Here is a 26,195-nt window from a genome sequence, read left to right on the forward strand (position 1 = left end):
AGGGTGAATCATGCTTGCTTACCGTGAAAAGGAAAATTTAATTCACAAGCTGCATCCCCTTGCGGCGGTGGCCTATATCACCGTAATTATCCTTTTAGCTCTGCTTTTTTCCCATCCGGTATACCTGCTGGGCCTGCTGCTGGCGGTGGGAACGGTGATCATCGCTTCCGGTAATTACAGGGAATGGAAACCTTACCTGTTGATCAGCCTGGGCCTGATTACGGTGATTATGCTGGTTAATGCTGTCTTTGTTCAGGCCGGTTCCACCGTGCTCTTTAACGGCCCGCGGGTTCCCGTGCTGGGTAAAATTAGAATAACCCTGGAAGCCATATGTTACGGGATCGGCATGGGTATTCGTTTGCTGGTAATTACCAGCGTATTTTGTTTCTATACCTACGCCGTACACCCTGATAAAGTACTAAAGTTATTCAGTAGATTTGGCAACAAGTCCGTACTGGCCGTAACCCTTTCCACCAGGTTGTTTCCCCTGATGATCCGGGATGTGCGCAGAATAACCGAGGTGCAGCGCTGCCGCGGGGTAAAACTGGATACGGGTAGCCGGTGGCAGCGGGTTAAAAACCGGCTGCCGGTAATTAACGTGCTTTTGTTGTCTTCTCTGGAGCGGTCTTGGCAGATGGCTGAATCAATGCAGGCCAGGGGATACGGTAGCGGGAAAAGGACTTGTTATACCCGTGATTTATTGCGACCGGGGGACTATTTAATCCTTTTCGCCGCGGTCCTTTCCCTGATCACCGGAATTTGGGCGGCCCGGCAGGGGTGGTCCGCCTACACCTATTACCCCCGGTTGGAAAGTTTTAAGTTGGGTGAGCTCAAGATGGCAATGATCATAATGTTGGCTTTGACGGTTCCTGCTATGCTTGGCTGGGGGTGGAAGAAATGGCCGTTATTAAAATCCAGGATTTAACATATTATTATCCGGAGTCGGAGAAACCGGCTCTGGATAATATCAACCTGGAAATTACCGGAGGGCAGTTTGTCCTGCTGGTGGGCGGGTCCGGCTGCGGAAAATCAACCTTGATCCGCGCCCTGTCGGGATTGATCCCCGACTTTTACGGCGGAACTTACAGGGGCAAGGTTTTTCTTAATGGTAAAGAAATCAGGCAACTCGACCGGCGCAGTCTGGTCCGCCAGGTGGGTATGGTTTTTCAGGACCCGGAGAGCCAGCTGGTCATGACTAACGTGGAACAGGAGGTGGCCTTCGGGCTGGAAAACCTGGGCTTGCCCAATAGCCTGATGAAAAGGCGGGTGATGGAAGTTACCGGCGCCCTGGCGTTATCCGGTTATTTACATGGTTTTATCCCGGAATTATCTGGGGGACAGAAGCAAAAAGTCGCCCTTGCTTCTGTTTTGGCCATGCAGCCGGAAATCCTGGTATTGGATGAACCCACCTCCCAGCTGGATCCCGTAGCCGGTGAAGAAATACTTGCCATGGTTAGACGGTTAAACGAGGAAAACGGCATTACCGTTATCCTGGTGGAACAGCGCCTGGAAAGGTGCTTTCACCTGGCCGACAGAGTGCTGGTTATGGAAAACGGGCGTATACTCTATGACGGTGTTCCGGAATCAGTAGCCCGGTGGGCGGCAAAAAACAAGTCGCCCTTTATCCCACCACTGGCCAGGTTATTTGCGGGCGTGGGCTTCCCGGAGGTACCGCTTACCGTTAAACAGGGCAGGGAGATTCTTAAAGCTTATTATCCGTTTCCCGGCTTAAGAAACCGGAACCCAAAAATAAAAAGAGCGGAAGCAGCCGGGGATGAATGCCTGGTAGATATACAAAACCTCTGGTTTACTTATCCCAGCGGCAAAGAGGCGTTAAAGAACATCAATCTTAAAATCAGACCCGGTGATTTCACGGTAATAATGGGAGAAAATGCGGCGGGGAAAACCACTTTGCTGAAAAACATCACCGGGTTGCTCAAACCCGGCAGAGGACAGGTGAAAGTTTTAAACCGGGACACCAAAAAAGTGTCCGTGGAGGAATTGGCTTCCACCATCGGTTACCTGTCTCAGGACCCCAATGACTATTTATTCTTACCCACTGTACGGGAAGAACTGGCCTTTACCCTGAGCAATATGTGCCTTTCTGATGACGGAGTCAGTGCAGAAATACTCCAACGGTTGCAATTAACTTCTTATGCGGAAACCAATCCCCGGGATTTAAGCTCGGGGGAACGGCAGCGCGTGGCCCTGGCTTCCGTCCTGGTAGCAAGGCCCCAAGTGCTGCTGCTGGACGAACCCACCAGGGGGTTGGATTACCGGCTAAAGGCGGAGTTGGGAGATATTCTCTTGCAACTTCAGGCAGAAGGGAAAGCCGTTTTGGTTGTCACCCACGATGTGGAATTTGCTGCGGAGTATGCTGAAAGCATTGTATTAATGGCAGAGGGTACCATTATTGCCGGCGGAAGCAAGTATGAAATGCTCACCCGTTCCACCTTTTATTCGCCGCAGATCAGCAAGTTATTCAATAATCTGGTCGATGACGTGGTCACTCTGGAACAAGGTCGCGAAATATTAACCCGGTTAATGGTGGTAAAAGAAAATCAGGTTGTTTGCGGTTAGTTCATAAGGAGGGAATGATATGATTAATAAAAGAAGTATCGTTTGCATTAGTGTTGCGTTAATGCTTATTTTTTCATTTGCCGGTATCGCTTTGGCCGGCAATTCATTCCCGGAGCAGCAGGCTGAGCAGAGTATCAAAAAAGCAATCACGTACCTGCACAGTGTTCAAAATGATGATGGAGGATTTCCTGCTCAAAAGGAACGCAATAGTAACCGGGCTATAACTGCCTGGGTTGTCATGGCCCTGGCGGCGGCGGGGGAGGATGTTGCCGGCGGCAAATGGTCTCCCTCCGGCCAAGGCCCCATTGATTTTTTAAAGAATTGTAAAGATTCCCTGGAATCAACCGGTGACTATGCTGTTACTCTACTGGCTTTGACGGCTGCCCATCAGGGTACGGCTTATCAAGGTGCGGACCTGGCCGGGAAAATTGTTTCCTTTCAGCAGACCGGCGGTCAATTTGCCCAGCCCGCCCGGGGAGAGCAGGGATTGATAAACTATCACATGTGGTCGATTTTGGCCCTTGCCTCAACCGGACAGGATATACCAAACAAAGAGCGGGCCAAAGAGTGGCTGCTGGCCCGGCAAAATAAAGACGGCGGCTTCGGCTGGGCCGAGGGAGTAGCCAGTGACCCGGATGACACGGCGGTGGCCATACAAACCCTGGTTATGCTGGGAGAGGACCCGCAAAGTTCTCCGGTCATAAGAGGTGCTCTGAGTTATTTGAAAAGCTGCCGGGAAAAAGACGGCGGCTTTAGCTGGGAGAGTAATAAGTCCAACAGCGCCACCGATGCCTGGGTGTTACAGGGGCTATTCGCCGCCGGAGAAAACCCGGTAAGTGAAGAATGGTCTGTAGACGGAAGGAATGCAGTAACCCACCTTTTAGCTTTGCAAAACAGTGACGGTTCCTTTAACTGGATGCCCGGTGTGCAATCTTCACCGGTGCTGATGACGGCTTATGCAATAATGGCTTTGGCGAAAAAGCCGTTCCCGGTGAATATTGATTACGCTGCGGGAAAAGCGGAACTTCCTGTTGGAGGGATATTTTCCGACCTTACCGCCAGTCACTGGGCTTATAACTCCATTATGGAGCTTGTGAAAGAAAAAGTATTGGGCGGGTATCCCGACGGAACCTTTAAGCCGGGGAACCCGGTGACCAGAGCTGAATTTGCCAAATTTATGGTTTACGGCCTGGGTTACCAGAGCTTGGAAAGTGACTCCGCTCGGAGATTTAAGGATGTGTCAGAAAGCTACTGGGCTAACCGGGTTATCTCTATAGCAGTGGATAAGGGATATGTTAAAGGAAGGCCGGGCGGAATTTTTGATCCCGGCGGCAAAATAACCGGAGGGGAACTGGCCGCCATGCTGGTCAGGGCATTGCCGCCGGAAAAACAGGTTAAAGTTGAGGCCGGTCCTTACTGGTACTCGGGAAGCGTACAACTGGCCGGAGATAATGGACTGTTGTATCCCGGCTTTGATGCCCGGGCTTATGCAACCAGGGCCCAGTGTGCCTATAGTATCGCGCGGTTAAAAAATCTATTGAATTAATCAGGCCGTATCTGGGTGAATTGATGAAAAAGAAAATTTTTATTGCAATAATAATTTTAACCGGAATTTTACTGGCTGCTAGCGTAATTCCCGGCAATCCCTTGTATAATGTCAACTGGGCTTTGTTTTCACCGGTTATCATCGGCCTGGCCATGGCGGCCTTTTTCTGGCGTTTCGAGCAAAGCGGGGCAACATCAAAGGAAATTGCCCTAATAGCAACCATGGCCGCACTGGCGGCTGTTTCGAGAATACCCTTTGCTGCCATTATGAGTGTTCAGCCGACAACTTTTATTGTTATGATTACCGGATATGTTTTCGGTGCACAAACCGGGTTTATGGTTGGAGCTATTGCGGCTTTGGTCTCTAATTTCTTTTTGGGACAGGGGCCGTGGACACCCTGGCAGATGTATTGCTGGGGCCTGTGCGGTGTATCGGCGGCACTGCTGGCGCGGGTACAAAAGGGGTTTAAATTAAATACTTTTGCAATCCTGGCCGGATTCTGGGGCTATCTCTTCGGCTGGATCATGAATGTATGGCATTGGGTTGGTTTTGTTTATCCTTTAACGCTGGAAACTTTTATTGCCACTTATATAGCCAGTTTTCCCTTTGATACTTTACATGCCGCAGGAAACGTTGTGTTTACTATCTTACTGGGAAAATCTTTTTACCAGGTTCTAATGCGTTTTAAAAATAGATTGTTAGTCGTTTTTGAAGAAGTAAAGCAATAATTTTTTAAAACTAAAGGTTAAAGCTTATAATATAACGAATTAATCAACCAGGATGAACGTAAATGTCAAAGCCTGTAATTAATTCTTACCTGGTTGTTATTCTTGGGGTGGCGCGGGTTTCTGCGGTTCCATTTTCACCAAGGCGGCCCAGGAGCCGCCGCTTCCAACTGACAGGGTGAAGGATATGTATGTTTGGACAATGCAAACGACGGCCGGGTGGGTTTGCGCCGCCCGTTCCAGCAGGGGGCTGGCGGCTTTGACGCTGCCCCAGCCGGCTGAGCAGGACAGTCTGCGGCAATTGGTGGATTTGGGTGTTAAAGGTGATTACATCATCAAGCCGCCGGGGGCGAAAAATGAGCTCCGGGGCCTGGAAGAGGCGTTAAACAGGTATTTTAACGGGATGCGGGAGGATTTCGATTTTGCCGTGGACTGGTCTGTGTACACGCCCTTTCAGCGGGAGGTATTGAGGGTAGTGCATAAAATACCCTACGGCTCCCTGTTGTCCTACGGTCAGGTGGCCGCCCTGGCGGGGTACCCCCGGGCGGCCAGGGCGGTGGGCGGAGCCCTTGGATCCAACCGGATTTTGCTGGTTATTCCCTGCCACCGGGTAATTCGCGGCGACGGTACGCTGGGCGGGTTTGGCAGCGGGCTGGAATGGAAAGCCCGGTTGCTGGCCCTGGAGGGAAATGCCGCCGGGCCCGGGGGGAGATATTCGCTTAGCAGATTGGATTGACGGGCTCGACCTGGCAAATTTACATGGTGTTCTTCGTTACTGTAATTGATGCCAAAAATGGATATGCTTTATAATGTAAGTTTTGTTATTACGGGGTAGAACATGTCACGGGTTTCCATCAACAAACAGACGGTATTGCAGGGTACTCTAATATTGACGATCACCTGGCTGGTGATCAGGATTCTGGGTGCGGTTTACAGGGTGCCCCTTGGCCGCATGCTGGGCGACGTGGGGCTGGGGATTTATGCCGTGCCCAACCAGTTTTACATGCTTTTTTATACAATCTCCTCGGCCGGGATACCGGTAGCCCTTGCCGGCATCGTTTCCGAAAAAATGGCTGTCGGGCATTATCGTGACGCCTTGCGCGTTTTCCGGTTGACGCGGACCGTTATGATCTTGGTGGGGCTGGTTTTTTCATTAACTTTGTTTGCCAGTGCCGGGTGGCTGATTGAGAGCGGTTTGGTGCCCAACCCGGATGCCTACCTGGGGTTACGGGCCATCTCGCCGGTCATCTTTTTTGCGGCGGTCACCTCAGCTTACCGGGGGCTGTTCCAGGGGTTTCAAAATATGCGGGCGGTGGCCTACTCCCAGATTGCCGACCAGGTGATGATGGTGGCGGCCACCATTTTGTTCAGCTACCTATTGTTGCCGCAGGGACTGGCCGTCGCCGCCGCCGGGGCCAACCTGGGTGCCGTGCCCGGTGCGGCCGCAGCCACTTTGTTGCTGGTTTTTCTTTATCGCGGGCAGCGGCGGGATTTACTTGCTTTAGCCGAACAGGACGTTTCCGGGGCCAGGGAGGGGACGTTGTCCTTGCTTAAACGTATTTTTAAAACCTCGGTTCCCGTGTCCATTGCCAGTATTGCCATTACGGTGACGGCCATCATCGATCACAAGCTGATCGTGGACCGGCTGCAACTGGTAGGTTATACCCAGCAACAGGCCATTGCCCAGTTTGGCCAGTTCAACCAGATGGCCATGTCTTTTGTGACCATCACCACCGCCCTGGCCCAGTCCCTGCGGTCCAGCCTGGTGCCTTCGGTGGCGGAATGCCTGGCGGTACAAAACTTGCAGCGTATCAGGCATCAGGTATCGCAAGCGGTGCGGCTGGTGATTATTTTTACTCTCCCCGCCGCCGCGGGACTGTATATCCTTGCCCACCAGCTGACCCTCCTGGTGTTTGCCGAGGAAGCTGCGGGGGTCCCCCTGGCTTCGCTGTCAGCGGCCGTTTTGTTCTGGTCGGTGCACCTGGTCACTTCCGGCGCGCTGCAGGGCATGGGCAGGGCCGCCATACCCGTGCGAAACCTGGTCACCGGTATCATCATCAAGATCGCCATCACTTATTATTACACTCCCACCTCTCTTGGAATCAGGGCGGCCGCGCTGGGCACCGTGGTCATATTCGTGGTCTCATCTCTGCTTAATATATTGTCCATAGCCCGCCTGGTGGGGTTTAATTTTAACTTTAACGAAACCCTGTTGCGATCCGCCTTGTCCACCATCGCCATGTCCGCGGGAGTGCTGGCCGTTTACCACGAAGCCGTGCAGCATATCGGGGGCAATACCTGGCCCACCTTGCTGGCGGTGCTGGCCGGAATGATCATTTACCCCGTGTTTCAGGTGGCCTTGTACGGCGTCAGGGCCGGCGACGTGCGCCGCCTTCCCGGAGTGGGGTCGCGGCTGGCTTTAATACTGGAAAAAATCGGCCGAAAATAACTTCAAAAACCGTATTTTACCAGTAATAATTACCGGCGTGTTGGTGATAATACAAACAACGGGTTCGTAATAGTCGAGCCAAGTTCGTTACAGGGTCTCAAGTGAGGCTCTGTAACGGACGGCCAAAGGTTAATACCGGGTTAAAAGCTCGGTATTGGCCGGCGGGAAGATTGGTAAATGTTCCGGCAGGTTATATTGCAGTCCGAACGATTGCAATATGGTCGCAAGGGATGTTTACCGGTCGAGCTAAGATCATTATGGGTGTTGTGTTTAAGGTTCTCCCTTTAAGCAAGGGTTCGCGGTAGTCGAGAGATTGCCGCGGGCTCATAAGATATCCATAATGGTCGAGCAAAGGTTGTTGCGGGTGTCGACAATAGCGGTCTGTGGCAGCCGAAAGGTTGGCACAGGCTGTTAAGATACGCGTAGCAGCCGGAGCGAAGATTATTACGGGCTCAGGTAATAAGGAACCTCTTTTCCGGATGGAGAGAGGTTCCTTTACTGTCTGTCGTTTTGAAGAGCTAGTATCAAACCTTTTGCCCTGAATATCTTGGAGACCGGTTTCTAAAAATTTGTGAGCAAACTTGCAGATGTCCAAGGTTTAAAGGAAAACTGGGAACTTGCGAAACTTGCGACCTGAGTCTTGACAACCGGGCTTAAAACCGGTAATATAAATGTTGCGTTATTTATAAGTGTTAAGCCGGCGTAGCTCAGTGGTAGAGCAGCGCACTCGTAATGCGCAGGCCGTCGGTTCAAATCCGACCGTCGGCTCCAAACAAAGTCAAGCCCCGCAAGGAATTGCGGGGTTTCGCTTTACCGGCGAAATTCGCTGCAGCCATAGCCATTCTTTTTATCGGCACTGGCTGACTTCATTAGTACATACGGAATTAATGGCATTCAGGGCGGCATTAAAAATACAAGAAGTAGCGGTCAAAGCTACAGATTTGGCATCGACAAGCCAGGAAATGACCGCGACAACTGAGGAAGTATCGGCCGCAACCCAACAAATAAGCGCAGTAATGCAAAAAGTTAAAGCCGGTTTTTTTGAAAATATAAAGCAAATCAATTTAGAATAAAGGGGGAGCGCGAGGGGGCTGTAATCCCCCCTCAATTTATTTGAGGGGATACACGGACCCCCTCGCATCGGGCGCAAGCCCGGTAAATTCTGTTGCGAACACAAGTTTGCCATGGTATAATAATGGTATGAGAAAAGAAACCTGGAAGTCAACTGGAACGGCAGTTTACAATATCAACTACCATTTTGTATGGTCAACCAAGTACCGCAGGAGAGTGCTGGCACCACCTGTAGAGGAAGTTTTGAAATCAACCATAACCGACCTCTGCGAAGAACACGGGTACGAACTGATCGCAATGGAAGTGATGCCGGACCACGTGCACGTATTCCTTTCCGCACCGCCGAAGGTGGCCCCGGCGGTTATTGCCAAGGTACTCAAAGGAGCCAGCGCCAGGACATTGTTCACCAGACACCCGGAATTAAAGAAAAAGCTCTGGGGCGGGCACCTATGGAACCCTTCTTACTACGTCGGTACGGCTGGTGATGTTTCCAAGGAGACAGTCAGAAAGTACATCGAACTCCAGAAGGCAGGTGAACCCGATGCTGATGACAGAAAAGGTCCTGCTTGATCCCACGCCTGAGCAGAGAAATTGGCTCTGGCACATGAGTCGCGTGGCGACACTGCTCTACAACATAGCATTGGAGCAGCGCAAAGGACACTGGCTACGCTACCACGGCACGAAACCGGGCATAAACTACGAGCACCAAAACGGCCAACTCGTGGAGCTGAAGAAGGAGTTTCCCTTTTTCCTGTGCCTCTACAGCCTGGTCGCCCAGGAGGCGCTCAGGCTCTTGCAGAAGGACTTCAATTCCTTTTTTGGCCGGCTGAAGAACCAGAAGAAGAACGGCGAAGATGTCACGGCAAGGCCGCCCCGGTTCAAAAGCTCCAAATACTTTTTCACCCTCTGCTATATACAGAGTGGCTTTGCCCTGGAAGACGGCAAGCTCGTCCTCTCCGGAGGAATGGAGCCTCACACCGACAAGAAAGGCAGGGTGAAGCACCGCCGGCGCAGGGAGACCATCAGTATTGCCGGATACAGGAAACTGCCCGATAAAGTCCACAGCCTGACAATTACCCATGACCGGAAGACCGGCAACTTCTACGCCAGCCTTGTCTACGAAGCCGAGCCGCTAAAATACGAAGCCGTGCGGCCATTGAAGGTCGCCGCCTTCGACCCGGGAGTGAAGACATTCCTCACGGGAGCCGACAACAGCGGCAGGATAATCGTATTCGACTCGCTGGTCAAGAGGACGACCAGGTATTTCGACGGGCAAATCGACAAAGTGAAGTCCATGCGTGACAGATGTAAAAAAGGTTCCCGCCGGCACAACATGCTTAACGACGTTCTGGACAGCCTCTACCGTCGGCGCTCCGCCCAGGTGGACGACGAGCTGCACGCCATTGCCAAGCTGCTTGCTGAGGGCGAGTGGGATGTTGTGGGTGTGGGCAACCCGGACAAGCTGGGCATGGTCTCCGACGCCCCTGACAAAGGTAAGGGCAACCAGGCCATCAACCGGGCCGTGCAGAACAACTGGCCTTTGAAGAAGGAGAACAAGTTCCTCGACTACAAGCTGGAGTACCGAGGCAAGCTATTCCTGCCCCTCGACGAGAAGTATAGCTCCCAGGAATGCAACAGCTGCGGGCACCGAATGAAGTTGGACCCGTCTGTACGCGTCTACCGGTGTCCGAAGTGTGGGATGGTCATGGACAGGGACGAAAACTCGTCAGTCAACCTGCTGAACAGGGTCATCGCCGGGACGGCTCAAAGGAGAGTTAACTACAAGGACTTCCGGGTGCGTATAACATTTCACCGGACGTTGTGCGGCAAGTGGACGCACCGGGAAGAGTTGCTGAGGCCGGCTTAAATTAACGACCCCTTGCCTCTGTGGCCGGGCCACGGTATGACCGAAAGGTTGTACTTGTGTGCTGCAGCAATGCAGAAACCTCCGGGGCACCTAATCACGGACCCCGGCACCACGGATGGTGTCTTCTCCGTGGATGCCCCTCAATTTATTGAGGGGAGGAGGTCACAGAATGCCGACCTTTTATTATCTTCCTCCATCGGGATTCTCAAAGGGTTCCTCGGGTTGTTTGTGGTCATTAAGAATATGACTTCAGCTGCATAATAAATAATGCCGTTGCCGCCTTGGGTGACAAAAAATCAGTTCAGCCGTGCTGAACTGGTTAATGGGGGAAGGAGAGGATGGTTTGTCTGAATTGTATTCGGGTGTTATAATGTACTGAAGAGGTGAGCGGCATGGATCCAAGCCCCAAAAATCCCACCGATCTTCAGGCTGTGATTGAGCGAACGAAAAAGCAAATATATAACCTTAAAAAGCAAATAGCTGCAACGGTCGACCCCGGGGAAAAGCGCAGGCTTAAACGGCGACTGGCCCAACAGCAGCGCTTGCAACTGGGGTATTTGGGCAAACTCGGGTGAAGGAACTGTGACTAACCCGGCGTGACCGGGCTATTTTTTTTCGCTTACCGGACAACCAGCACCGAACAGGGCGCGTGGCGTGAGACGCGCCTGCTGATGCTGCCCATTAGAAAGCTCTTTATTTCACCAAGACCCCTGTTACCGATAACAATGAGGTCATAATTGTCCTCTTTGGCCTTTAGGCATATTTCGTAAGCCGGGTCACCCGGGACCATCTCAATATCTACGTTTACGTTTAAATTTTGGTCCGAAATTTTATTTTTTGTCTCCTCCAGTATTTGCCGGCCGTTTTGCATCTGGTCTTCAATCAGCTGCCGTTCATAGACCATACCCCGTACCGCGGTTGGAAGGGGAGGTACCACGTGGAAGAGGGTGATTGACGCGTTTAGCTTTGACGCGATATCGACGGCTTCTTGTACCGCTTTTGCGGAACTATCCGAACCATCAGTCGGAACAAGTATTTTAGTAAACATCGGATTAACCTCCTTGTAGGCATATTAAATATTATTCAGGAATTTTATATGTTAATTATATAACTATGTGAAAGTGAAATCAATTACAAAACGTAAAAAAATTACTTTTTTAAGGGTTAAAAACATGCCCAAAAAAGAAAATAGTTTGCGGGTTATGGCACTAATAACGCCGCAAACTGTAGTGGAAAAAAACTATTGTTTTGATAAACTCTTTTGATCAACCAAAATTAGACTCTAAATTGCATAATAGGCAAGGCCCACCACCCTGGGGCCGACGTGGGTTCCGATTACCGGGCCGACCTCCGAGCTTACGGTTTTTTCATGTTTGTTCAACCTTGTTTTAATTTTTTGATCCAAGTGGGTCAGGGCCGCGTTATCATCTCCATGGATTAGAGAGAAGACAAAATTTTCACCGGCCCTTCCGGCATCTTCGGCTATAATATCCAGCAGCTTTTCCACGGCCCTGGACTTGCCCATTATTTTGGCAAACGGTAGAATTACACCGTCTTTGATGGTCAGGATGGGTTTGATGTTAAATAATGAACCCACGAAACCCTCAATTTTACCGATTCTTCCTCCCCGGATCAGGTACTCCAGTGTATCAACAACGAAATATATCTTCATTTTTTCTCTGACGTTTTTGATCAAATTTATGATTTCCTCTTTGGTCTTGCCTTCATTTGCTGCCCGCGCCGCCGCCATTACCATTAGTCCAAGCCCGGAACTGGCCGAAAGGGAATCAATAACCGTTATATCTTCATAGCCGGAAACGGCTTTGGCCGTGCGGGCCGAATTCAACGTGGCGCTTAGCTGGGAAGAAATGTGGATGGATATAATGCTTTCATTGGCGGCGATGGACTTCTCGTATACTTTCAAAAAATCAACCGGCGCCGGGGGTGAGGACATGGACAACTCTCCGGCCGATAATCTTTCGTAGAATTGTTTAGTCTTGATATCGACACCGTCCCGGTACTCCTCGGTGCCAAAGATAACTTTTAGCGGAACCACGTATATGCCGAGCTGGTCCACAATATCGGCCGGCAAGTCGGCGGTGCTGTCGGTGACTATTCTAACCCTGGTCAGTTAAATCACCTGCCCAATCAAATATAATAATTTTATAATATTTATCTCAATTAAAATTTCCTTGATTCTTTCGTCCTGCTTTCTACGGGTCTAAAGTCCTGTTAAATTGTAACCGCATGAAGGGAGCATAAAGGTTTGGACAAATATATACAGGGAAATGCAAAAAAGAAAGGAAGTTATATATGCTGGACAACCGGATTGGTGGAAAAGCATGGAAGTTTTGAAGATTTGCGTTTCCATGATCAAAGGGAACCCGGGATTCAAAAATCGAAAGTTGAGTTGAACGGGAATTACGATGACGATATCGCCTGGAACAACGAGGAAGAGTACGGCGACCTGGTGGAAGGATACGAAGAAGATGAAAAAGACTACCCGGAAGAATATGATTTGGAGTATCTAAAAAACTATGAAGAGCCCGTAGACGATTATGAAGATGAGCCGCGGCGCACCTCGCCGGTGTTGCGAATTGTGGCCTTGGTGACGGCCTTGTTTTTTATGGGGCTGGTCCTGACCGCTTCGTGGCCGTTACTGGAATCGGCATCGTACAAAATCCACTTATCCAGATTACTAGCGTATGCCCAAAGATTGGCCACTCGGACAGGTAAAAAAGCTGTATGCCCCGGGCTATCAAGGGTTTGCAGCTTTTTTTAACTGCTCTATTAAATTTAATCAGCGATTAAATTCCTCTTTTAACCACCGGATTATTTCCGATTTGACCGGCAGTCTTCCGCTTGCTTTGAGCTTGCCGTTGATCACAAACCCTGGGATTACATTGCTTAACTAACATGTCCTTGGTTTTCATGTTGTTGGATGGTATAATGGTTTTAACTAAAAACTGGAGGGTTTTACCTGTGGAAGAAATATTAAAGCAAATATTAGGCGGGATTAAGGATATAAAACAAGATGTAGGCAACTTAAAGCAAGATGTGGGTGTCTTAAAACAAGATGTAGGCAATTTAAAGCAAGATGTAAGCAGTTTAAAACAAGATATAGGCGTATTGAAACAAGATGTAGGTGTTTTAAAACAAGATGTTGGTATTTTAAAAGAAAAAGTTGAAAATCTAGCAAGCGGACAAGACGAAATGTACCGGATTCTCCGGGGTTTGGAAGAAAATGTTTCAGTAACCAGAGCTATTGCTGTAAGAAACGATGAAATGCTTAACTACCTGGAAGGCAGTATTAAAAAGCATGATGCCAAAATAGATAATATTGAGAACAGTCTTAGCGGAATGATAGAGTGGATTAAAGACAAGCAGGAAAGCGATACGGAAACAAAAAGCTATCTCTTGGAAAAGGTAGGCCAACACGATATTGACATTCGCTTGATAAAAAGAAAGTTGGTCAATTATTAAGTTGGCACATTTAAAACTATTAAATATTGATATGGCGGTTTGCCGGATTGCCGTGGATAAAAAAATGGTTTCAAGGTCAAAAACCATGAAACCATTGTTATTATGTAGGTTTTGGTGCCGAAGGAGGGAGTCGAACCCTCACGGGATAAACCCGCACGATTTTGAGTCGTGTGCGTCTGCCAGTTCCGCCACTTCGGCATATTTATGAATCATCTTGAAGGCGTTTATACCCGCATATCAGATTTTAACATAGTTGAATTCCAGTTGTCAACGGCATTCTTTGGATCAATGTATTGCAGGAAGTGCGTTTTATTTTGTCGAAGTTTAAGCCGGGGTGTTATTGGTGCCCTGGCTTTTTTATTGACGGGAGTTGAGCTGAATTGCAGCTTTCGGATGAGGTACTGGTCCAGAAAAGCAAACAAGGCGACCTGGACGCGTTTAACGAGCTGGTGCTCCGTTACGAGAGTAAGGTATACAGCGTGGCATATCGCTTTATGGGCAATCACGCTGATGCCAGCGATTTGGCTCAGGAAACTTTTATCCGCCTATACCAGGCTCTAAGCGGGTTTCGTGGCGATTCTTCCTTTTCCACCTGGCTTTACCGGGTCACGGCCAACGCCTGCCGGGATGAACTCCGGAAGCGGCAAAGGCGGTGCAATGTGTCCATGGAAGAGATGATTGCGTCGTCTCCCGCCAACATGCCCGTGGCCGACAGCGATTATTCTCCCGAGGAAACGGTGCAGCGCCGCGAAGTGCAGCGCCAGGTGCAGGATTGCTTGAATGAACTTACCGACGACCACAGGCTGATCCTGGTGATGCGCGAAATTCAGGGGCTAAGTTACGAGGAAATAGCCGGAGTGTTGCAATGTTCCCTGGGAACGGTAAAATCGCGCATCAGCCGGGCCAGGAACGCGCTGAAAGAAAAGATGAAAAGGAAAGGGGAACTTTTATCCCGGCATAGTCGTCAGATTGGAAAAGGGGGGAAGGAAAATGCGCTGTCATGAGCTTCGTGAACAATTATCAGCCTATATTGATGGCATGCTTGATTCCTCCCTGGTTGAACAGGTCGAAGAACATATTGCTTCCTGCGCTGAGTGCAGGACGGAATATGAAGATCTGAAGGCGGCGGTGGAGATGGTTAGGGAACTGCCGGAAGTTGTTCCGCCGCCCGAATTCCACGCCAATCTGAGACAAAGATTGCGGGATTTCAACGTTATTCCCGCTGTTAACAGCGAACAATCCATCGGGAAGCAGGGGCCGGTTTGGAAAAAGTGGTCCCGGCCATTGGCCGCGGCGGCGGTGATATTTCTCACCGTTGGTGTTACAGCTCTCTGGTATGATAAACATAATGGCGGTATACTGGACCCAGTTTTCCAGGAGAATCAAAAGCAGGTTGAACGGGGCGGACACCGGGACCGCCACGCCGGTGAAGAGGTGGCGGCTTTGACCGCCGGGCAGGGTAAAACCGGGGAAAAGGATCTTTTGGTTGAAAATGGCTCCAAGAAGTTTGGACCCTCACCCGGTGGCAATCCGGAACCTGTAGCGGAACGAACCAAGCAAATCGCTATAAACCCTGAAAACCGGCCAACAGGCGATGTACAGCAAGATCAAAGCCCGGAGGGGGATGAACCCCGGTTATTCATTATGCAAGCTCCTGAGAGAGCACCGGGTGAAATAGCCGGTCAGGATGACCGGGACGGGAATCAAGATGGGAATAGCGAAGGCATCCAACAAAAGGTAAAACAATATGATCCGGTTGAGGCCGGGCCGCTGGTTGCGCGGGAATACGAGGTAACACTGAAAACGGGCCGGGATGATGCAGCGCAACTGGTGGTGGAGATGGCTGGCAGGCACGGGGGCTATGTTGAATCCGAACCTCAGGGGCAGAACCAGGTTTGGACGTTTCTTATTCCCGCAGACGGGGTTGAACTTTTCCTGGGTGAGATAAAACAACTGGGTGAAGTCAATTACATTCCTTATTACAAGGACTTGAACAATGAATTTGAACAGGGGCAAGATAAACTAAATGAGCTTCGGGAACAGGATATGGCCATTATCAAGCTCACGATTAAGTAAATTTGTTTAAATTTCGTTATAATTATTATATTTAGAATCTATGTGCCCCCGGTTTTTTCCGGGGCCTTGTCATCCTGGTAAATTACAGTTAAAATAGGAATAGTTACGGTTTAAGCCCGGACATATTGTTAATCACTTGTTGTTATAATAGAAGCAGAAGGGAGGTTGGAACAGTGCGCGAAAAAGTACAAGCCGCTTTGGATAAAGTACGTCCTGCCCTGCAACGCGATGGCGGTGATGTTGAGCTTGTGGATGTAACGCCTGACGGCGTGGTGAAAGTCAAGTTAAAGGGTGCCTGCGGCGGGTGACCGATGTCCACATATACCCTGAAAATGGGGATTGAGCGGTCGCTCAAGCAAGCTGTGCCCGAGGTTAAAGAAGTAGTACAGGCGTAAGTTAATAACAACCCCTGCCCAGGCGGGGGTTTATGGTTTTTATGGAAGGTGGCTTGCAAGTGAAAGATAAATTTAGACTGGCAGTTTGCCAGATGAGCGTAACTAGAGATAAGGAGACAAATATCCGGCGTGCCGGGGAAATGGTACGGGAGGCTGCCGCCGGGGGTGCCAAAGTGGTGGCGCTGCCGGAAATGTTCAATTGTCCCTATGAAACACATTTTTTTCCCGCTTATGCGGAATCTTACCCGGACGGCGAAACGGTTAAAATGCTGGCGCGGGTGGCGGCCGACGCGGGTATCGTGCTGGTGGGCGGTTCCATTCCGGAGCGGGACGGGGATAAGGTTTATAATACCTCCTTTATTTTCGGGCCGCGGGGCGATTTGTTGGGACGGCACCGGAAGGTGCACCTTTTTGACGTTGATCTACCCAATTTGCGGATCAGGGAATCCAGTACTTTGGGGCCGGGGAACAATCTGGATGTGATAGACGCTGGACTGTGCAAGCTTGGTGTAATCATCTGCTTTGACGTGCGTTTTCCGGAACTGGCCCGCTTGCTGGCTCTGGAGGGAGCCCATGTGCTGGTGATTCCGGCTGCCTTCAATATAATTACCGGCCCGGCGCACTGGGAGATGTCCATGCGGGCACGGGCGGTGGATAACCAGGTTTATGTTGCGGCGGCTTCCCCCGCCCGGGATGAAAGTGCGAAATATGTGGCCTATGGTCATTCCATGATCGTCGATCCCTGGGGCGAGGTGGTGGCCGAGGCGGGTACCGGCGAGGAAATTATCATGGCTGAAATAGATCCGGAAAAAATCAAGGATGTGCGCGGCCGGCTGCCCCTGCTCTCCCAACGGCGGACCGACCTTTATGAAATAAAGCGGAAGTAAAGCTTCTTTAAAAATGTAATCCAGGTTGCTTTTTTTACTTTTAAAGAATAAAATCTCTTTTGAGGTGAATAACGTGCTTACTTCTGGTATCATCGGCCTGCCGATGGTGGGTAAAACGACACTTTTTAACCTGGTAACCAGCTCGGGGTTGGAGACGTCCAACTATTTAACGGGGAAAACGGAAATCAACGTGGGTATGGCTACCGTGCCCGACCCCCGGGTGGATTTTCTTTCCCGGGTATATAAGCCCCGGAAAACCACCTATGCCCAGATCCAGTTCAGCGACGTGCCGGGCCTCGTGCGCGGGGCCAGCGAGGGCAAGGGGGTGGGCAACCGTTTTCTGGACGGCATCCGCAACGCCGACCTGCTTGTCCACGTGGTCAGGGCCTTCAATAACCGGGACGTGCCCCATGTCGATGGAAATATCGATCCCATGCGGGATATTGAAACCATTAACCTGGAGTTGCTGCTGGCAGACATGGACCTGGTGGAAAAAAGAATTCAGCGCATCGAGACGGGGAAAAAGATCAAGAAGGAACAGGCCGGGGAACTGGCGGTTTTGCGCAAATGCCTGGAAGCGCTGGAAAACGAGGTTACTGTGCATAACATGGAGTTAACTGATGCTGAAAGGGCGCTGCTGGTAAATTACAGTTTCTTGACGGACAAGCCCATGATCCTGGTAATCAACACCGGCGAGGACCAGCTGCGCGCCGGAAGTTACCCGGGGATGGAGAAAGTGCGGGAGTATGCAGATCAAAAGGGAATCATCCTGTTGGAAGTAAGCGGCCAGATTGAAATGGAAATCAGCCGGCTGGATGAAGATGACCGGCGGGAGTTCATGGAGGACTTGGGGCTCAAAGAACCGGGCATCGACAGGCTGGCCCGGGCGGCTTACGACACCCTGGGGCTGATTTCATTTTTCACCGTGGGTGAAGACGAGGTGAAAGCCTGGACCATTTCCGAAGGAACGAACGCCAAAAGCGCCGCCGGCAAAATCCACTCCGACCTGGAACGCGGGTTCATCCGGGCCGAAGTTGTTGCCTATGACGACCTGCAACAACTGGGCAGCATGAGCCGGGTGAAGGAAAAGGGTCTGGCGCGCCTGGAGGGTAAGGATTATATTATTAAAGATGGGGATATTTTAAATATCCGGTTTAACGTGTAAAATTATATGCTTAGTGCTGTAGCACCGGCCTTGTGCCGGTTTTTTTGTCCCTGTTTTAACCGGGAAGATGGTCCCAAGATGATCGGACGGTATTATTTGTAGATTTGAGACTGTCGACGCATTTTAAATTTCTAAAAAAAAAGTAAAATTATAAAAAAACATGGAGGTGAGTTATATGAATTTGTTGGCCAAGCTGTGGAGGGAAGAAAGTGGCCAGGGAATGGTGGAATACGGGTTGATTTTAGCGTTGGTATCTGTGGTGGTTATTGGTGTTCTTGCTACAATCGGTCAAAAACTACTTACCAAATTCCAAGCAGTAGACAGTCAACTTAATTAACTTTAAGTCGGAAATGAGTACTAATGCATTTTTTAGGTGCTTTTTACTTGACGAGCGGGGCCAGAGTTTGACGGAATATGTTCTAATCCTTTTTTTCATCTCAATTGCTTGTGTTTTCGTGCTCCAAGGCATAGGCACCAAAGTAAAGTCATTTTATTCGAATTTGAATAACCAAATGTAGCATTGAGGCGGTTTTATTCTTCATGTGACCCTACTTGAGCATGTCTTAAGTAGGGTCACCTTATCGGAGAGGTTGGTACCGGATGGATGGTTTATCAAACTCTATAATTACAGGTGTGGATATTTTACTAATGGTAACTTTGCTGGTTTGCTGTTACACTGACCTGCGTTCCCAAAAAATCTACAACGCCGTTCTAATTCCAGCCGTGGTTGCGGCATTTGTTTTCAGCTATATCACTGGCGGGTTGGGGGGCTGTTTTTATAGTTTGCAAGGCTTGCTCCTGGGTATTGCACTGTTATTGATACCTTTCGCCCGGGGCGGTATCGGCGCCGGTGACGTCAAGCTGCTTGGAACCATCGGGGCGTTCAAAGGCCCGGAATTTGTACTTACAACATTTTTAGCCGGAGCAATAACCGGTGGTATCTTTGCGATATTAATGCTGGTGAAACAGGGTAGGCTGATGATTACTCTGAAAAAAATTTATTTTCTATTTTTAAACAAAGTTTTACATATTCCTATTTCTGTAAGCTTTAAAACACTGGATTCGGCGGTGGAAGGCGAAAGTTTTCCCTATGCCCTGGCCATTGGCATAGGGGTCGTCTGGGCTTTTTTCCGGGGGTGATTAGGTGCGGGCTTTGACAAAACTTAGTAGGGATACTCGCGGGCAAGCGTTGGTGGAATTTGCCCTTATTCTTCCTTTAGTTATCCTGCTGTTGATGGCCATTTTTGAATTTGGTAGCATCTTCCATTCATATCTGGTGATTACCAATGCTTCCCGGGATGGGGCCAGGATCGGCATTGTTGGAGAATATACCGACGAAGAGGATTTAAAGCAGAAAGTAAAGGACATGTGCGCTGCTCTTGATCAATCTGAAATCACTGTTGATGTTAATTCCGATTCGGTGTTGAGGAGAATGCAAGTCCAGGTAACATACAAAGTGCACCCGTTTACACCCGTTCTTAGCGCAATTTTGCCGGATCCGGTCGTGCTCAAATCAAAGACAACGATGCGCATTGAGAGTTAAAGGAAGTGATGCTCGATTTGACAATTATGCGGTGTAGAAAAATGCTATTGAACCGCCAGGGTGCGGTCATGATTATTATTGCCGTTGCTTTTGTCGCCATAGTGGGCTTTTGTTCGCTGGTTGTGGACATCGGCAACTTGTTGTTAACCAGGCAAAAGCTGAGTAATTCAGTAGATGCTGCGGCGCTTGCCGGCGCCAATATAATGGGTGAGAAATTTGCAGAAGCCAATGTGAAAGACTATGCCATAGCGGCGGCTGAAGAATATATCAGAGAGAATGAGTGGGAAATTGTTACCGCGGGCCATTTAGGTAAGGCAATGGCGGTTGCGTTTAGCGACACTAAAAAAGTGGAGTTGGATATATCGGTATCTGAAGACCACAGGGAGATTACGGTGAGAGGGAACACGCAGGTGAAGCATTTTTTAGCAACCGTGTTAGGTATCAGCGAATCCACGGTTAGCGCCGCCGCCACCGCCAGGGTCGATCCCGCAACATCAGTTACAGGTGTTGTTCCGGTTGGTATTCCTGCAGAGACCTTTGATCAACCCGATTTTGGTTTCGGCAAAGAATGTGTTTTGAAACTTCCCGCCCAGGACGGCAACCAAGGGGGATGGCGGAGTTTTTTAGGCTCGGGCAACTGCGGCCTTTTGGACCCAGGTTCTACAGGCCAGGGCAGCAGCAGGGACATAGATGAAGAAGAAAGAAACGGTCACGGGTCCGATGAGTGGAGAGAAGATTTTATTAACGGATATAACAAGGAAATCAGCAAGGGCGATCTGATCGCAACTATCCAAGGGAACAGAAACGGCCCCGTCAAAGCTGCTGTTGAAGCAAGATTGAACCAATGTACCCATTCTCCAAAATGCTCTATTTCGAGATACGAGAATAATTGTCCCAGGGTGATTATTGTTCCCGTGTATGAGAAAGGCGAGGAGAAGGGCAATCACGTTATAAACGTGAGAACGGTTGGTTTTGCTAAATTTTTACTTATTGATTATTCAGAAGATCTTGATGAACATGGGAATATTGAATCGAGCAGCATAAAAGGTTGGTTTTTGGAGGGTTCGATTGAGGGCGATCCCGACCCTACCAGTTCCACCATCAGCGAGTATGGAACTTATGTAGTTTATTTGTCTAAATAAGAGTGATTGAGAAAAACAACAGCACAAGGAGACTTCATTATGAAAATAAAAAAACAGCTCAATCTAATATTGCTTCTGGCCATAGTTTTCGGGGCGGCGGCCGCTTACGGAGTTATGCAGTATCTTAACGGTGTCAAGGCTGCTTACGTGGAACAGGGTAAATTTGTTCCGGTGGCCGTGGCCGCGCAGCACATACCGCCTAAAACGCAGATCACGCCGCAGATGTTCGCCATGCGGGAAATTCCATCAAAGTATATTAATGATGACGCTGTGGTAGACCCCAAGGAAATAACTGGCCAATTGACCAAAACGGCCATTTACCCCGGAGAACAGATTCTCCGGAGCAAGATCGCGGGCCGGGATGACCCGTCGGAAGGGTTGGCCTTCGTCATTCCCCAGGGGCAAAGGGCGGTGACGGTGGCGGTGGACGAGGTTTCCGGCGTGGCCGGGCTGGTCAGGCCGGGGGATTATGTCGACGTGCTGGTTACTCTGGAAGAAGCGACGACTTTAATTCTGCAGAATATTAAGGTTTTGGCCACGGATCAAAAAACCGGCGAAGAAACGACCGGGGACCAGAAAGGAGCGGCAAGCACATTGACCTTGTTGGCGGCTCCACAGCAGGCCCAGCAGCTGGTGCTGGCTTCGGAAAAGGGCAGCATCAGGCTTATGCTGCGTTCACCAGCCGATAAAGGGTTGGTTAACATTCCTTCCAGCCGGAAGCAGGAACTGGTGAGATAAAAAGGGGGGCGTCCGGTGCAACGGATAAGAGTATTAATCGTGGATGACGTAAAAAACACCAGGGAAGACATCAAGCGGTTTTTGTACTTCGAGGAAGACATGGAGGTGGTCGGGGAGGCGGCAACCGGAGAAGAGGCGGTGGAACTGGCCCAGCAAATCAAACCCGATGTGGTGTTGATGGATATCAACCTGCCCGGCATGGACGGTATTGCCGCTTCGGAGATAATCTCGGTGCAGGTGCCGGAGGCGTCGATTATCATCATATCCATCCAGGGTGAACAGGAATATCTGAAAAAGGCCATGGCCGCCGGCGCCAGGGATTACCTGGTCAAACCTTTTACCAGCACCGAACTGGCCGAAACGATTCGCCGGGCCAACGCCTTTTCCCGCAAAAGGTCGCTGCGCCTGGTGGGTCAGGAGGAAAAAGCAGCCGGTTCAAACACCGGCCCGGCGGGCAAAATTATTACTCTTTTCAGCACCAAGGGTGGAGTGGGCAAAACCACACTGGCCTGCAACCTGGCCATCGCCCTGGCCGGGGAAACGAATAAAAACGTGGTGCTGGTGGATTTGGATCTGCAGGGCGGCGACGTGTCGGTAATATTGAACATGGCCGGCGTTCATACCATATCCGAACTGGTCCAGGAAGATCTTGACCATGATGTTGCGGTTACGGATACCTTTCTGGCCGCCCATTTTTCCGGGATCAAGGTGCTGTTTGCCCCCAATAGCCCGGAACAGGCGGAACTGGTCACCCCGGATCATGTGGCCGGGATCATTGGTCATTTAAAGAGCGTCTTTGACTTTGTCATCGTTGATACCGCGCCCTCCTACAGCGAAATCAACCTGAACGTGCTGGAATTGGCCGACCAGATCCTGTTGCTGGTGGCTCAGGACCTCCCCACGTTAAAACACGTGCGGTCTACAGTGGAGGTGCTTAACGCCCTGCATTACAGTGATAAAATAGCCCTGCTCTTAAACCAGCTGCGGCCCGACGGCATCAGCGTAAAAGAGCTGGAGAAGAGCCTCGGCTTACCCATGACCGCGGTGATTCCCACCGACGACAGAACGGTTTTGCAATCGGTGAACAAAGGACAACCCTTCGTGCTCGGGCACAAAAACAGCCGGGTGGCCGAAAGCGTGCTGGAACTGGCCCGAAAATTGAGCGTGATGGAAAACAAGGTGGTGGAAAAAACCCCCGCCCGGGCCGCTTCAATCAATCCCATCAAAAAGATTTTCAGCTTTTCGAGGTGATCTAAACCGTGTCCCTGTTGGAACGATTGCAGAAAAACATGGAAAGCGTTGTAGCCCAACAGGCAGCCCCGGAACGGGACCCCTATAAAGAATTGCGCGCCGAACTGCACAAAAAAGTGATCAGCGAGCTTTCGGGGAGCCAGCCGGCCGGCGCTGGCATGGACGAGGTGGCGGCCAACATTGAAAAGCTCGTGCTGCAGGAACTGGCCGTTCAAAACGGCATGTCCAGGCTGGAAAAGGAGCGGTTGGTGGAAGAAATCATCAATGATGCCATTGGCTATGGCCCGATCACTCCGCTGTTGAACGACCCGGGTATATCGGAAGTTATGGTTAACGGCCCTGATATGGTTTTTATCGAACGCAAGGGCAACCTGGAGTTGACGGATATAAAATTCAGGGACAACGATCATGTACTGAACATTATTGAAAAAATAGTGGCGCCCATCGGTCGCCGCGTTGACGAAAGCTCGCCCATGGTCGATGCCAGGCTGCCCGACGGTTCGCGGGTGAACGTGATCATCCCGCCGCTGTCCCTGACCGGCCCCTCCATTACGATCAGAAAATTTTTCAAGGATCCCCTTACGGTTGAGGATTTAATCAAATTGGGCACAATGACTGCGGAAATGGCGGAGTTCCTTGAAGCATGCGTGAAAGCGCGGTTGAATATCGTGGTTTCCGGGGGTACGGGCAGCGGGAAAACGACCATGCTGAACGTGTTGTCCTCTTTTATTCCCGACAACGAGCGGATTATTACCATTGAGGATTCCGCCGAACTGCAGCTAAGAAAACGGCACCTGATCACTCTGGAAAGCCGCCCCCCGAACATCGAGGGAAAAGGCGCCGTTACCATTCGGGACCTGGTGCGCAACTGCCTGCGGATGCGTCCGGACCGGATCGTGGTGGGCGAGGTGCGCAGCGGTGAAGCGCTGGACATGCTGCAGGCCATGAACACCGGGCACGACGGGTCCTTAACCACCGGCCACGCCAACTCGCCCCGGGACATGTTGTCCCGCCTGGAAACCATGGTTTTGATGGCGGGCATGGAAATTCCGGTGCGGGCAATCAGGGAACAGATTGCTTCGGCCATTGACCTGATTATTCACCAGGGCCGGATGCGGGACGGCACGCGGAAGATAACCCATATCACCGAGGTGCAGGGTATGGAGGGGGATGTGATCACCCTGCAGGACCTTTTTGTGTTCAGGCAAACGGGCATCGATGCGAACGGCAGGGTGATGGGCCGGTTCGAGGCCACGGGAATCAAGCCCCGGTTTATTGAGCAATTTGAGGCGTACGGAATCGAGCTGCGCCACGACCTGTTCAACGGCGACGGCGGTTACTGGTAGACGGGAGGTGCTGGTGGTGTCCATGACTTATATCACAGGGCTGGTTTTTATCAGCGTAATCCTGCTGGTTTTGGGGTTTTACCAGCCCGCGATAGCGGAACAACTTGAATTTGCCCGGCGCATATCCAGGATCTTAAGAAAGGACGGGAGGAACGACGCCGCAGCCGGCGCCGCCGGCGCAAACCAATTCGCCGGCCGCCTGTACCGGGCGCTGCAAAACGTGGTCAGCGCCACCCCGGTCAACAGGTGGATCGGCAGGGAACTGACCAGGGCGGACCTGCCTTTGCGCAGCGAGGAATTCCTGGCTTTTTCCGTGCTGGGGATCGGTACGGCCGGTTTCGCCATATTGTTTATTACAGGCAACCTGTTGTATTTTTCCATTGCGGTGGTGATTTTGTTGCCCCTGCCGTACCTGTTCATTATGCAGGCCCGGCACAAGCGCCTGGTGCAATTGAACAGCCAGATCGGGGATGCTTTATTGATTATCGCCAACGCGCTGCGTTCGGGCTTCAGCTTCATGCAGGCCATGAGCCTGGTGCGCAAGGAAATGCCCGATCCCATCGCCCGGGAGTTTGGGCGGGCCTTCCAGGAGATCAGCCTGGGCACGCCCACCGACCAGGCCCTGCTGAACATGGCGGAGCGGGTGGGCAGCGACGATTTGGATATGGTGGTCACGGCGGTGCTGATTCAGCGGCAGGTCGGGGGCAACCTGGCCGAGGTGCTGGACAAAATTGCCCATACCATCAGGGAACGGATTCGCATCAAGGGTGAAATCAAAACCCTCACCGCCCAGGGGCGCGTCTCGGGATTGATCGTGGGGCTGTTGCCCACGGCCCTGGCTCTGGTGATGTATTTGATGAGCCCCGAGTACATTTCCCTGTTATTTACCACCCGGGTGGGCCTGGTGATGGTGGGCATCGCCTTTTTGATGCAGACTACCGGATTTTTAATCATCAGGCGCATGGTGGATATCAAATATTAAACGGGGGATGGTCATGTTATACCTGATGTTGACGGTGTTTTTGACCGGTGTTTTTGTTTTCCTGTCGGGGTACATATTAATTTTCGGCGAACGGATTATGCTGGCCAGGCGGGTGGACCAGGTTGTGGGTTCACCCGCGATATCCATCCGGGAAAAAGAATTAAGCGCTCCCTTTGCCGAGCGGGTGATCAGGCCGCTGGTTATGAAAATGACCGTGGCGCTTGCCAGGGCGCTGCCCTCCGAAAAAGAGTCGGCCATGGCAAAGAAATTGGTCCAGGCCGGGTTGATCGAGCGGCTCAAACCGGTGGAAGCGCTGGCGGTTAAGTACATGCTGGCACTGTTATCGGGGCTTGGCTCTTTGTTTGTTTCCGGCTTGCTGGGCGTGGGGTTGTTGCATATCGCCGTCATTTTGCTGTGTGGAGTTTGTACGGGATTAATACTGCCGGAGTATTACCTGCAGGCCCGAATCAGGCGCAGAAACGCGGAAGTTGAAGCAACGCTGCCGCAGGTGATGGACCTGTTGACGGTCAGCGTGGAAGCGGGCCTGGGCTTCGACGGCGCGGTGTACAAGGTGATTGAAAAGACGAAGGGTGTTTTGGCGCATGAACTTAAAAGGATGATGCATGAAATCAAGATGGGCAAGCCCAGGCGCGAGGCCCTGAAGGATCTGGCGGAGAGATTCGGAGTCAAGGATCTGGACAATTTCGTCAGCGCAGTGATCCTGGGCGAGCAACTGGGGATCAGCATCGGCAATGTGCTCAGGAGGCAAGCCGATCAGGTGCGGTTGCGCCGGCGCCAGAACGCCGAGGAAAAGGCGATGAAAGCCCCCGTGAAAATGCTTTTTCCGCTGGTGTTCATGATCTTCCCGGCCATATTTATCGTTATTCTCGGGCCCGGCGCCATTCAGGTCTACCGGTCATTTATCCACTAACGACCGGAGGTGGAAAAT

General features: G+C 50.9%; 27 protein-coding genes and 2 tRNA genes. 26 read left to right on the forward strand and 3 right to left on the reverse strand.

Annotation, left to right across the window (positions count from 1 at the left end):
- Positions 1 to 10 precede the first annotated feature (10 nt).
- The 10 genes from IT084_RS05670 to IT084_RS05715 all read left to right on the forward strand — a co-directional run bounded on the left by IT084_RS05670 (position 11) and on the right by IT084_RS05715 (position 10,813).
- Positions 11 to 925: an energy-coupling factor transporter transmembrane protein EcfT gene (locus IT084_RS05670; RefSeq protein ID WP_195711888.1), complete on the forward strand. Its 915-nt coding sequence runs from the start codon at positions 11 to 13 to the stop codon at positions 923 to 925.
- Positions 898 to 2,580: an ABC transporter ATP-binding protein gene (locus IT084_RS05675; RefSeq protein WP_195711889.1), complete on the forward strand. Its 1,683-nt coding sequence runs from the start codon at positions 898 to 900 to the stop codon at positions 2,578 to 2,580. The genes IT084_RS05670 and IT084_RS05675 overlap by 28 nt, the downstream gene beginning before the upstream one ends.
- Before the next feature lie 19 nt (positions 2,581 to 2,599).
- Positions 2,600 to 4,126: an S-layer homology domain-containing protein gene (locus IT084_RS05680; protein WP_195711890.1), complete on the forward strand. Its 1,527-nt coding sequence runs from the start codon at positions 2,600 to 2,602 to the stop codon at positions 4,124 to 4,126.
- Between the two features lie 152 nt (positions 4,127 to 4,278).
- On the forward strand, positions 4,279 to 4,854 hold the full coding sequence (locus IT084_RS05685) for an ECF transporter S component (RefSeq protein ID WP_243276787.1): 576 nt from the start codon (positions 4,279 to 4,281) through the stop codon (positions 4,852 to 4,854).
- 184 nt (positions 4,855 to 5,038) lie between these two features.
- A complete protein-coding gene (locus IT084_RS05690; protein ID WP_195711892.1) occupies positions 5,039 to 5,587 on the forward strand; it encodes a methylated-DNA--[protein]-cysteine S-methyltransferase in 549 nt (182 codons plus the stop codon).
- A 102-nt stretch (positions 5,588 to 5,689) separates the two neighbouring features.
- A complete protein-coding gene (locus IT084_RS05695; protein WP_195711893.1) occupies positions 5,690 to 7,300 on the forward strand; it encodes a polysaccharide biosynthesis protein in 1,611 nt (536 codons plus the stop codon).
- Between the two features lie 696 nt (positions 7,301 to 7,996).
- Positions 7,997 to 8,071, forward strand: a tRNA-Thr gene (locus tag IT084_RS05700).
- A 429-nt stretch (positions 8,072 to 8,500) separates the two neighbouring features.
- The gene (tnpA, locus tag IT084_RS05705; RefSeq protein WP_195712064.1) at positions 8,501 to 8,941 is read left to right on the forward strand and encodes an IS200/IS605 family transposase; all 441 of its coding nucleotides are present in this window, start codon (positions 8,501 to 8,503) and stop codon (positions 8,939 to 8,941) included.
- 34 nt (positions 8,942 to 8,975) lie between these two features.
- The gene (locus IT084_RS05710; RefSeq protein ID WP_243276796.1) at positions 8,976 to 10,238 is read left to right on the forward strand and encodes an RNA-guided endonuclease TnpB family protein; all 1,263 of its coding nucleotides are present in this window, start codon (positions 8,976 to 8,978) and stop codon (positions 10,236 to 10,238) included.
- A 392-nt stretch (positions 10,239 to 10,630) separates the two neighbouring features.
- Positions 10,631 to 10,813 carry a hypothetical protein gene (locus IT084_RS05715; protein WP_195711895.1) on the forward strand — a complete coding sequence of 61 codons (183 nt, stop codon included), beginning with the start codon at positions 10,631 to 10,633 and terminating at the stop codon, positions 10,811 to 10,813.
- A gap of 44 nt (positions 10,814 to 10,857) precedes the next feature.
- Here IT084_RS05715 and IT084_RS05720 read toward each other — a convergent pair whose 3' ends face one another.
- The gene (locus IT084_RS05720) at positions 10,858 to 11,286 is read right to left on the reverse strand and encodes a universal stress protein (RefSeq protein WP_195711896.1); all 429 of its coding nucleotides are present in this window, start codon (positions 11,284 to 11,286) and stop codon (positions 10,858 to 10,860) included.
- A gap of 234 nt (positions 11,287 to 11,520) precedes the next feature.
- The gene (locus IT084_RS05725; RefSeq protein WP_279327829.1) at positions 11,521 to 12,369 is read right to left on the reverse strand and encodes a DegV family protein; all 849 of its coding nucleotides are present in this window, start codon (positions 12,367 to 12,369) and stop codon (positions 11,521 to 11,523) included.
- Positions 12,370 to 12,504: 135 nt separating this feature from the next.
- On the opposite strand from IT084_RS05725, the gene IT084_RS05730 reads away from it, so the two are divergent.
- Together IT084_RS05730 and IT084_RS05735 are read left to right on the forward strand one after the other, a co-directional pair.
- Positions 12,505 to 13,020 (forward strand): hypothetical protein, encoded by a 516-nt coding sequence (locus IT084_RS05730; protein ID WP_195711898.1) that lies wholly within the window; start codon positions 12,505 to 12,507, stop codon positions 13,018 to 13,020.
- A gap of 200 nt (positions 13,021 to 13,220) precedes the next feature.
- Positions 13,221 to 13,721, forward strand: coding sequence for a hypothetical protein (locus IT084_RS05735; protein ID WP_195711899.1), 501 nt, complete (start codon positions 13,221 to 13,223; stop codon positions 13,719 to 13,721).
- 112 nt (positions 13,722 to 13,833) lie between these two features.
- Here IT084_RS05735 and IT084_RS05740 read toward each other — a convergent pair.
- Positions 13,834 to 13,919, reverse strand: a tRNA-Leu gene (locus tag IT084_RS05740).
- 182 nt (positions 13,920 to 14,101) lie between these two features.
- On the opposite strand from IT084_RS05740, the gene IT084_RS05745 reads away from it, so the two are divergent.
- From IT084_RS05745 to IT084_RS05810, 14 genes are all read left to right on the forward strand, one after another.
- Positions 14,102 to 14,725 carry an RNA polymerase sigma factor gene (locus IT084_RS05745; RefSeq protein ID WP_195711900.1) on the forward strand — a complete coding sequence of 208 codons (624 nt, stop codon included), beginning with the start codon at positions 14,102 to 14,104 and terminating at the stop codon, positions 14,723 to 14,725.
- Entirely contained in the window at positions 14,712 to 15,797 is a 1,086-nt protein-coding gene (locus IT084_RS05750; RefSeq protein WP_195711901.1) for a zf-HC2 domain-containing protein, read from the forward strand. Before IT084_RS05745 ends, IT084_RS05750 begins: the two co-directional genes overlap by 14 nt.
- Positions 15,798 to 15,970: 173 nt before the next feature.
- A complete protein-coding gene (locus tag IT084_RS05755) occupies positions 15,971 to 16,192 on the forward strand; it encodes a NifU family protein (RefSeq protein WP_195711902.1) in 222 nt (73 codons plus the stop codon).
- Between the two features lie 59 nt (positions 16,193 to 16,251).
- On the forward strand, positions 16,252 to 17,079 hold the full coding sequence (locus tag IT084_RS05760; RefSeq protein ID WP_313885429.1) for a carbon-nitrogen hydrolase family protein: 828 nt from the start codon (positions 16,252 to 16,254) through the stop codon (positions 17,077 to 17,079).
- Positions 17,080 to 17,152: 73 nt separating this feature from the next.
- Positions 17,153 to 18,244, forward strand: a complete 1,092-nt coding sequence (gene ychF / locus IT084_RS05765; protein ID WP_195711903.1) for a redox-regulated ATPase YchF — start codon at positions 17,153 to 17,155, stop codon at positions 18,242 to 18,244.
- Between the two features lie 175 nt (positions 18,245 to 18,419).
- A complete protein-coding gene (locus IT084_RS05770) occupies positions 18,420 to 18,581 on the forward strand; it encodes a Flp family type IVb pilin (RefSeq protein ID WP_243276788.1) in 162 nt (53 codons plus the stop codon).
- Positions 18,582 to 18,844: 263 nt separating this feature from the next.
- Positions 18,845 to 19,384 (forward strand): prepilin peptidase, encoded by a 540-nt coding sequence (locus IT084_RS05775; RefSeq protein WP_195711905.1) that lies wholly within the window; start codon positions 18,845 to 18,847, stop codon positions 19,382 to 19,384.
- 4 nt (positions 19,385 to 19,388) lie between these two features.
- Positions 19,389 to 19,787, forward strand: a complete 399-nt coding sequence (locus IT084_RS05780; RefSeq protein ID WP_195711906.1) for a TadE/TadG family type IV pilus assembly protein — start codon at positions 19,389 to 19,391, stop codon at positions 19,785 to 19,787.
- Positions 19,788 to 19,855: 68 nt separating this feature from the next.
- Positions 19,856 to 20,929 carry a pilus assembly protein TadG-related protein gene (locus IT084_RS05785; RefSeq protein ID WP_195711907.1) on the forward strand — a complete coding sequence of 358 codons (1,074 nt, stop codon included), beginning with the start codon at positions 19,856 to 19,858 and terminating at the stop codon, positions 20,927 to 20,929.
- A 39-nt stretch (positions 20,930 to 20,968) separates the two neighbouring features.
- Positions 20,969 to 21,667, forward strand: a complete 699-nt coding sequence (gene cpaB / locus IT084_RS05790) for a Flp pilus assembly protein CpaB (protein ID WP_195711908.1) — start codon at positions 20,969 to 20,971, stop codon at positions 21,665 to 21,667.
- A gap of 15 nt (positions 21,668 to 21,682) precedes the next feature.
- Positions 21,683 to 22,918, forward strand: a complete 1,236-nt coding sequence (locus IT084_RS05795; protein WP_195711909.1) for a CpaE family protein — start codon at positions 21,683 to 21,685, stop codon at positions 22,916 to 22,918.
- 8 nt (positions 22,919 to 22,926) lie between these two features.
- Positions 22,927 to 24,264, forward strand: a complete 1,338-nt coding sequence (locus IT084_RS05800) for a CpaF family protein (protein ID WP_313885430.1) — start codon at positions 22,927 to 22,929, stop codon at positions 24,262 to 24,264.
- Positions 24,265 to 24,286: 22 nt separating this feature from the next.
- Positions 24,287 to 25,246, forward strand: coding sequence for a type II secretion system F family protein (locus IT084_RS05805; RefSeq protein ID WP_207744449.1), 960 nt, complete (start codon positions 24,287 to 24,289; stop codon positions 25,244 to 25,246).
- A 13-nt stretch (positions 25,247 to 25,259) separates the two neighbouring features.
- Positions 25,260 to 26,177 (forward strand): type II secretion system F family protein, encoded by a 918-nt coding sequence (locus tag IT084_RS05810; RefSeq protein WP_195711911.1) that lies wholly within the window; start codon positions 25,260 to 25,262, stop codon positions 26,175 to 26,177.
- Positions 26,178 to 26,195: the final 18 nt, after the last annotated feature.

The organism is Desulfallas sp. Bu1-1 (assembly GCF_015594625.1).
Taxonomy (GTDB): Bacteria; Bacillota; Desulfotomaculia; order Desulfotomaculales; family Desulfallaceae; genus JADNRQ01.

Coding starts and splice junctions, on each gene's coding strand:
- IT084_RS05750 (WP_195711901.1), top strand. CDS start 14,712: ATGCGCTGTCATGAGCTTCGTGAACAATTATCAGCCTATATTGATGGC.
- cpaB (WP_195711908.1), top strand. CDS start 20,969: ATGAAAATAAAAAAACAGCTCAATCTAATATTGCTTCTGGCCATAGTT.
- IT084_RS05675 (WP_195711889.1), top strand. CDS start 898: ATGGCCGTTATTAAAATCCAGGATTTAACATATTATTATCCGGAGTCG.
- IT084_RS05720 (WP_195711896.1), bottom strand. CDS start 11,286: ATGTTTACTAAAATACTTGTTCCGACTGATGGTTCGGATAGTTCCGCA.
- IT084_RS05690 (WP_195711892.1), top strand. CDS start 5,039: ATGTATGTTTGGACAATGCAAACGACGGCCGGGTGGGTTTGCGCCGCC.
- tnpA (WP_195712064.1), top strand. CDS start 8,501: ATGAGAAAAGAAACCTGGAAGTCAACTGGAACGGCAGTTTACAATATC.
- IT084_RS05775 (WP_195711905.1), top strand. CDS start 18,845: ATGGATGGTTTATCAAACTCTATAATTACAGGTGTGGATATTTTACTA.
- IT084_RS05770 (WP_243276788.1), top strand. CDS start 18,420: ATGAATTTGTTGGCCAAGCTGTGGAGGGAAGAAAGTGGCCAGGGAATG.
- IT084_RS05695 (WP_195711893.1), top strand. CDS start 5,690: ATGTCACGGGTTTCCATCAACAAACAGACGGTATTGCAGGGTACTCTA.
- IT084_RS05710 (WP_243276796.1), top strand. CDS start 8,976: ATGAGTCGCGTGGCGACACTGCTCTACAACATAGCATTGGAGCAGCGC.
- IT084_RS05785 (WP_195711907.1), top strand. CDS start 19,856: ATGATTATTATTGCCGTTGCTTTTGTCGCCATAGTGGGCTTTTGTTCG.
- IT084_RS05680 (WP_195711890.1), top strand. CDS start 2,600: ATGATTAATAAAAGAAGTATCGTTTGCATTAGTGTTGCGTTAATGCTT.
- IT084_RS05715 (WP_195711895.1), top strand. CDS start 10,631: ATGGATCCAAGCCCCAAAAATCCCACCGATCTTCAGGCTGTGATTGAG.
- IT084_RS05805 (WP_207744449.1), top strand. CDS start 24,287: ATGACTTATATCACAGGGCTGGTTTTTATCAGCGTAATCCTGCTGGTT.
- IT084_RS05685 (WP_243276787.1), top strand. CDS start 4,279: ATGGCGGCCTTTTTCTGGCGTTTCGAGCAAAGCGGGGCAACATCAAAG.
- IT084_RS05810 (WP_195711911.1), top strand. CDS start 25,260: ATGTTATACCTGATGTTGACGGTGTTTTTGACCGGTGTTTTTGTTTTC.
- IT084_RS05670 (WP_195711888.1), top strand. CDS start 11: ATGCTTGCTTACCGTGAAAAGGAAAATTTAATTCACAAGCTGCATCCC.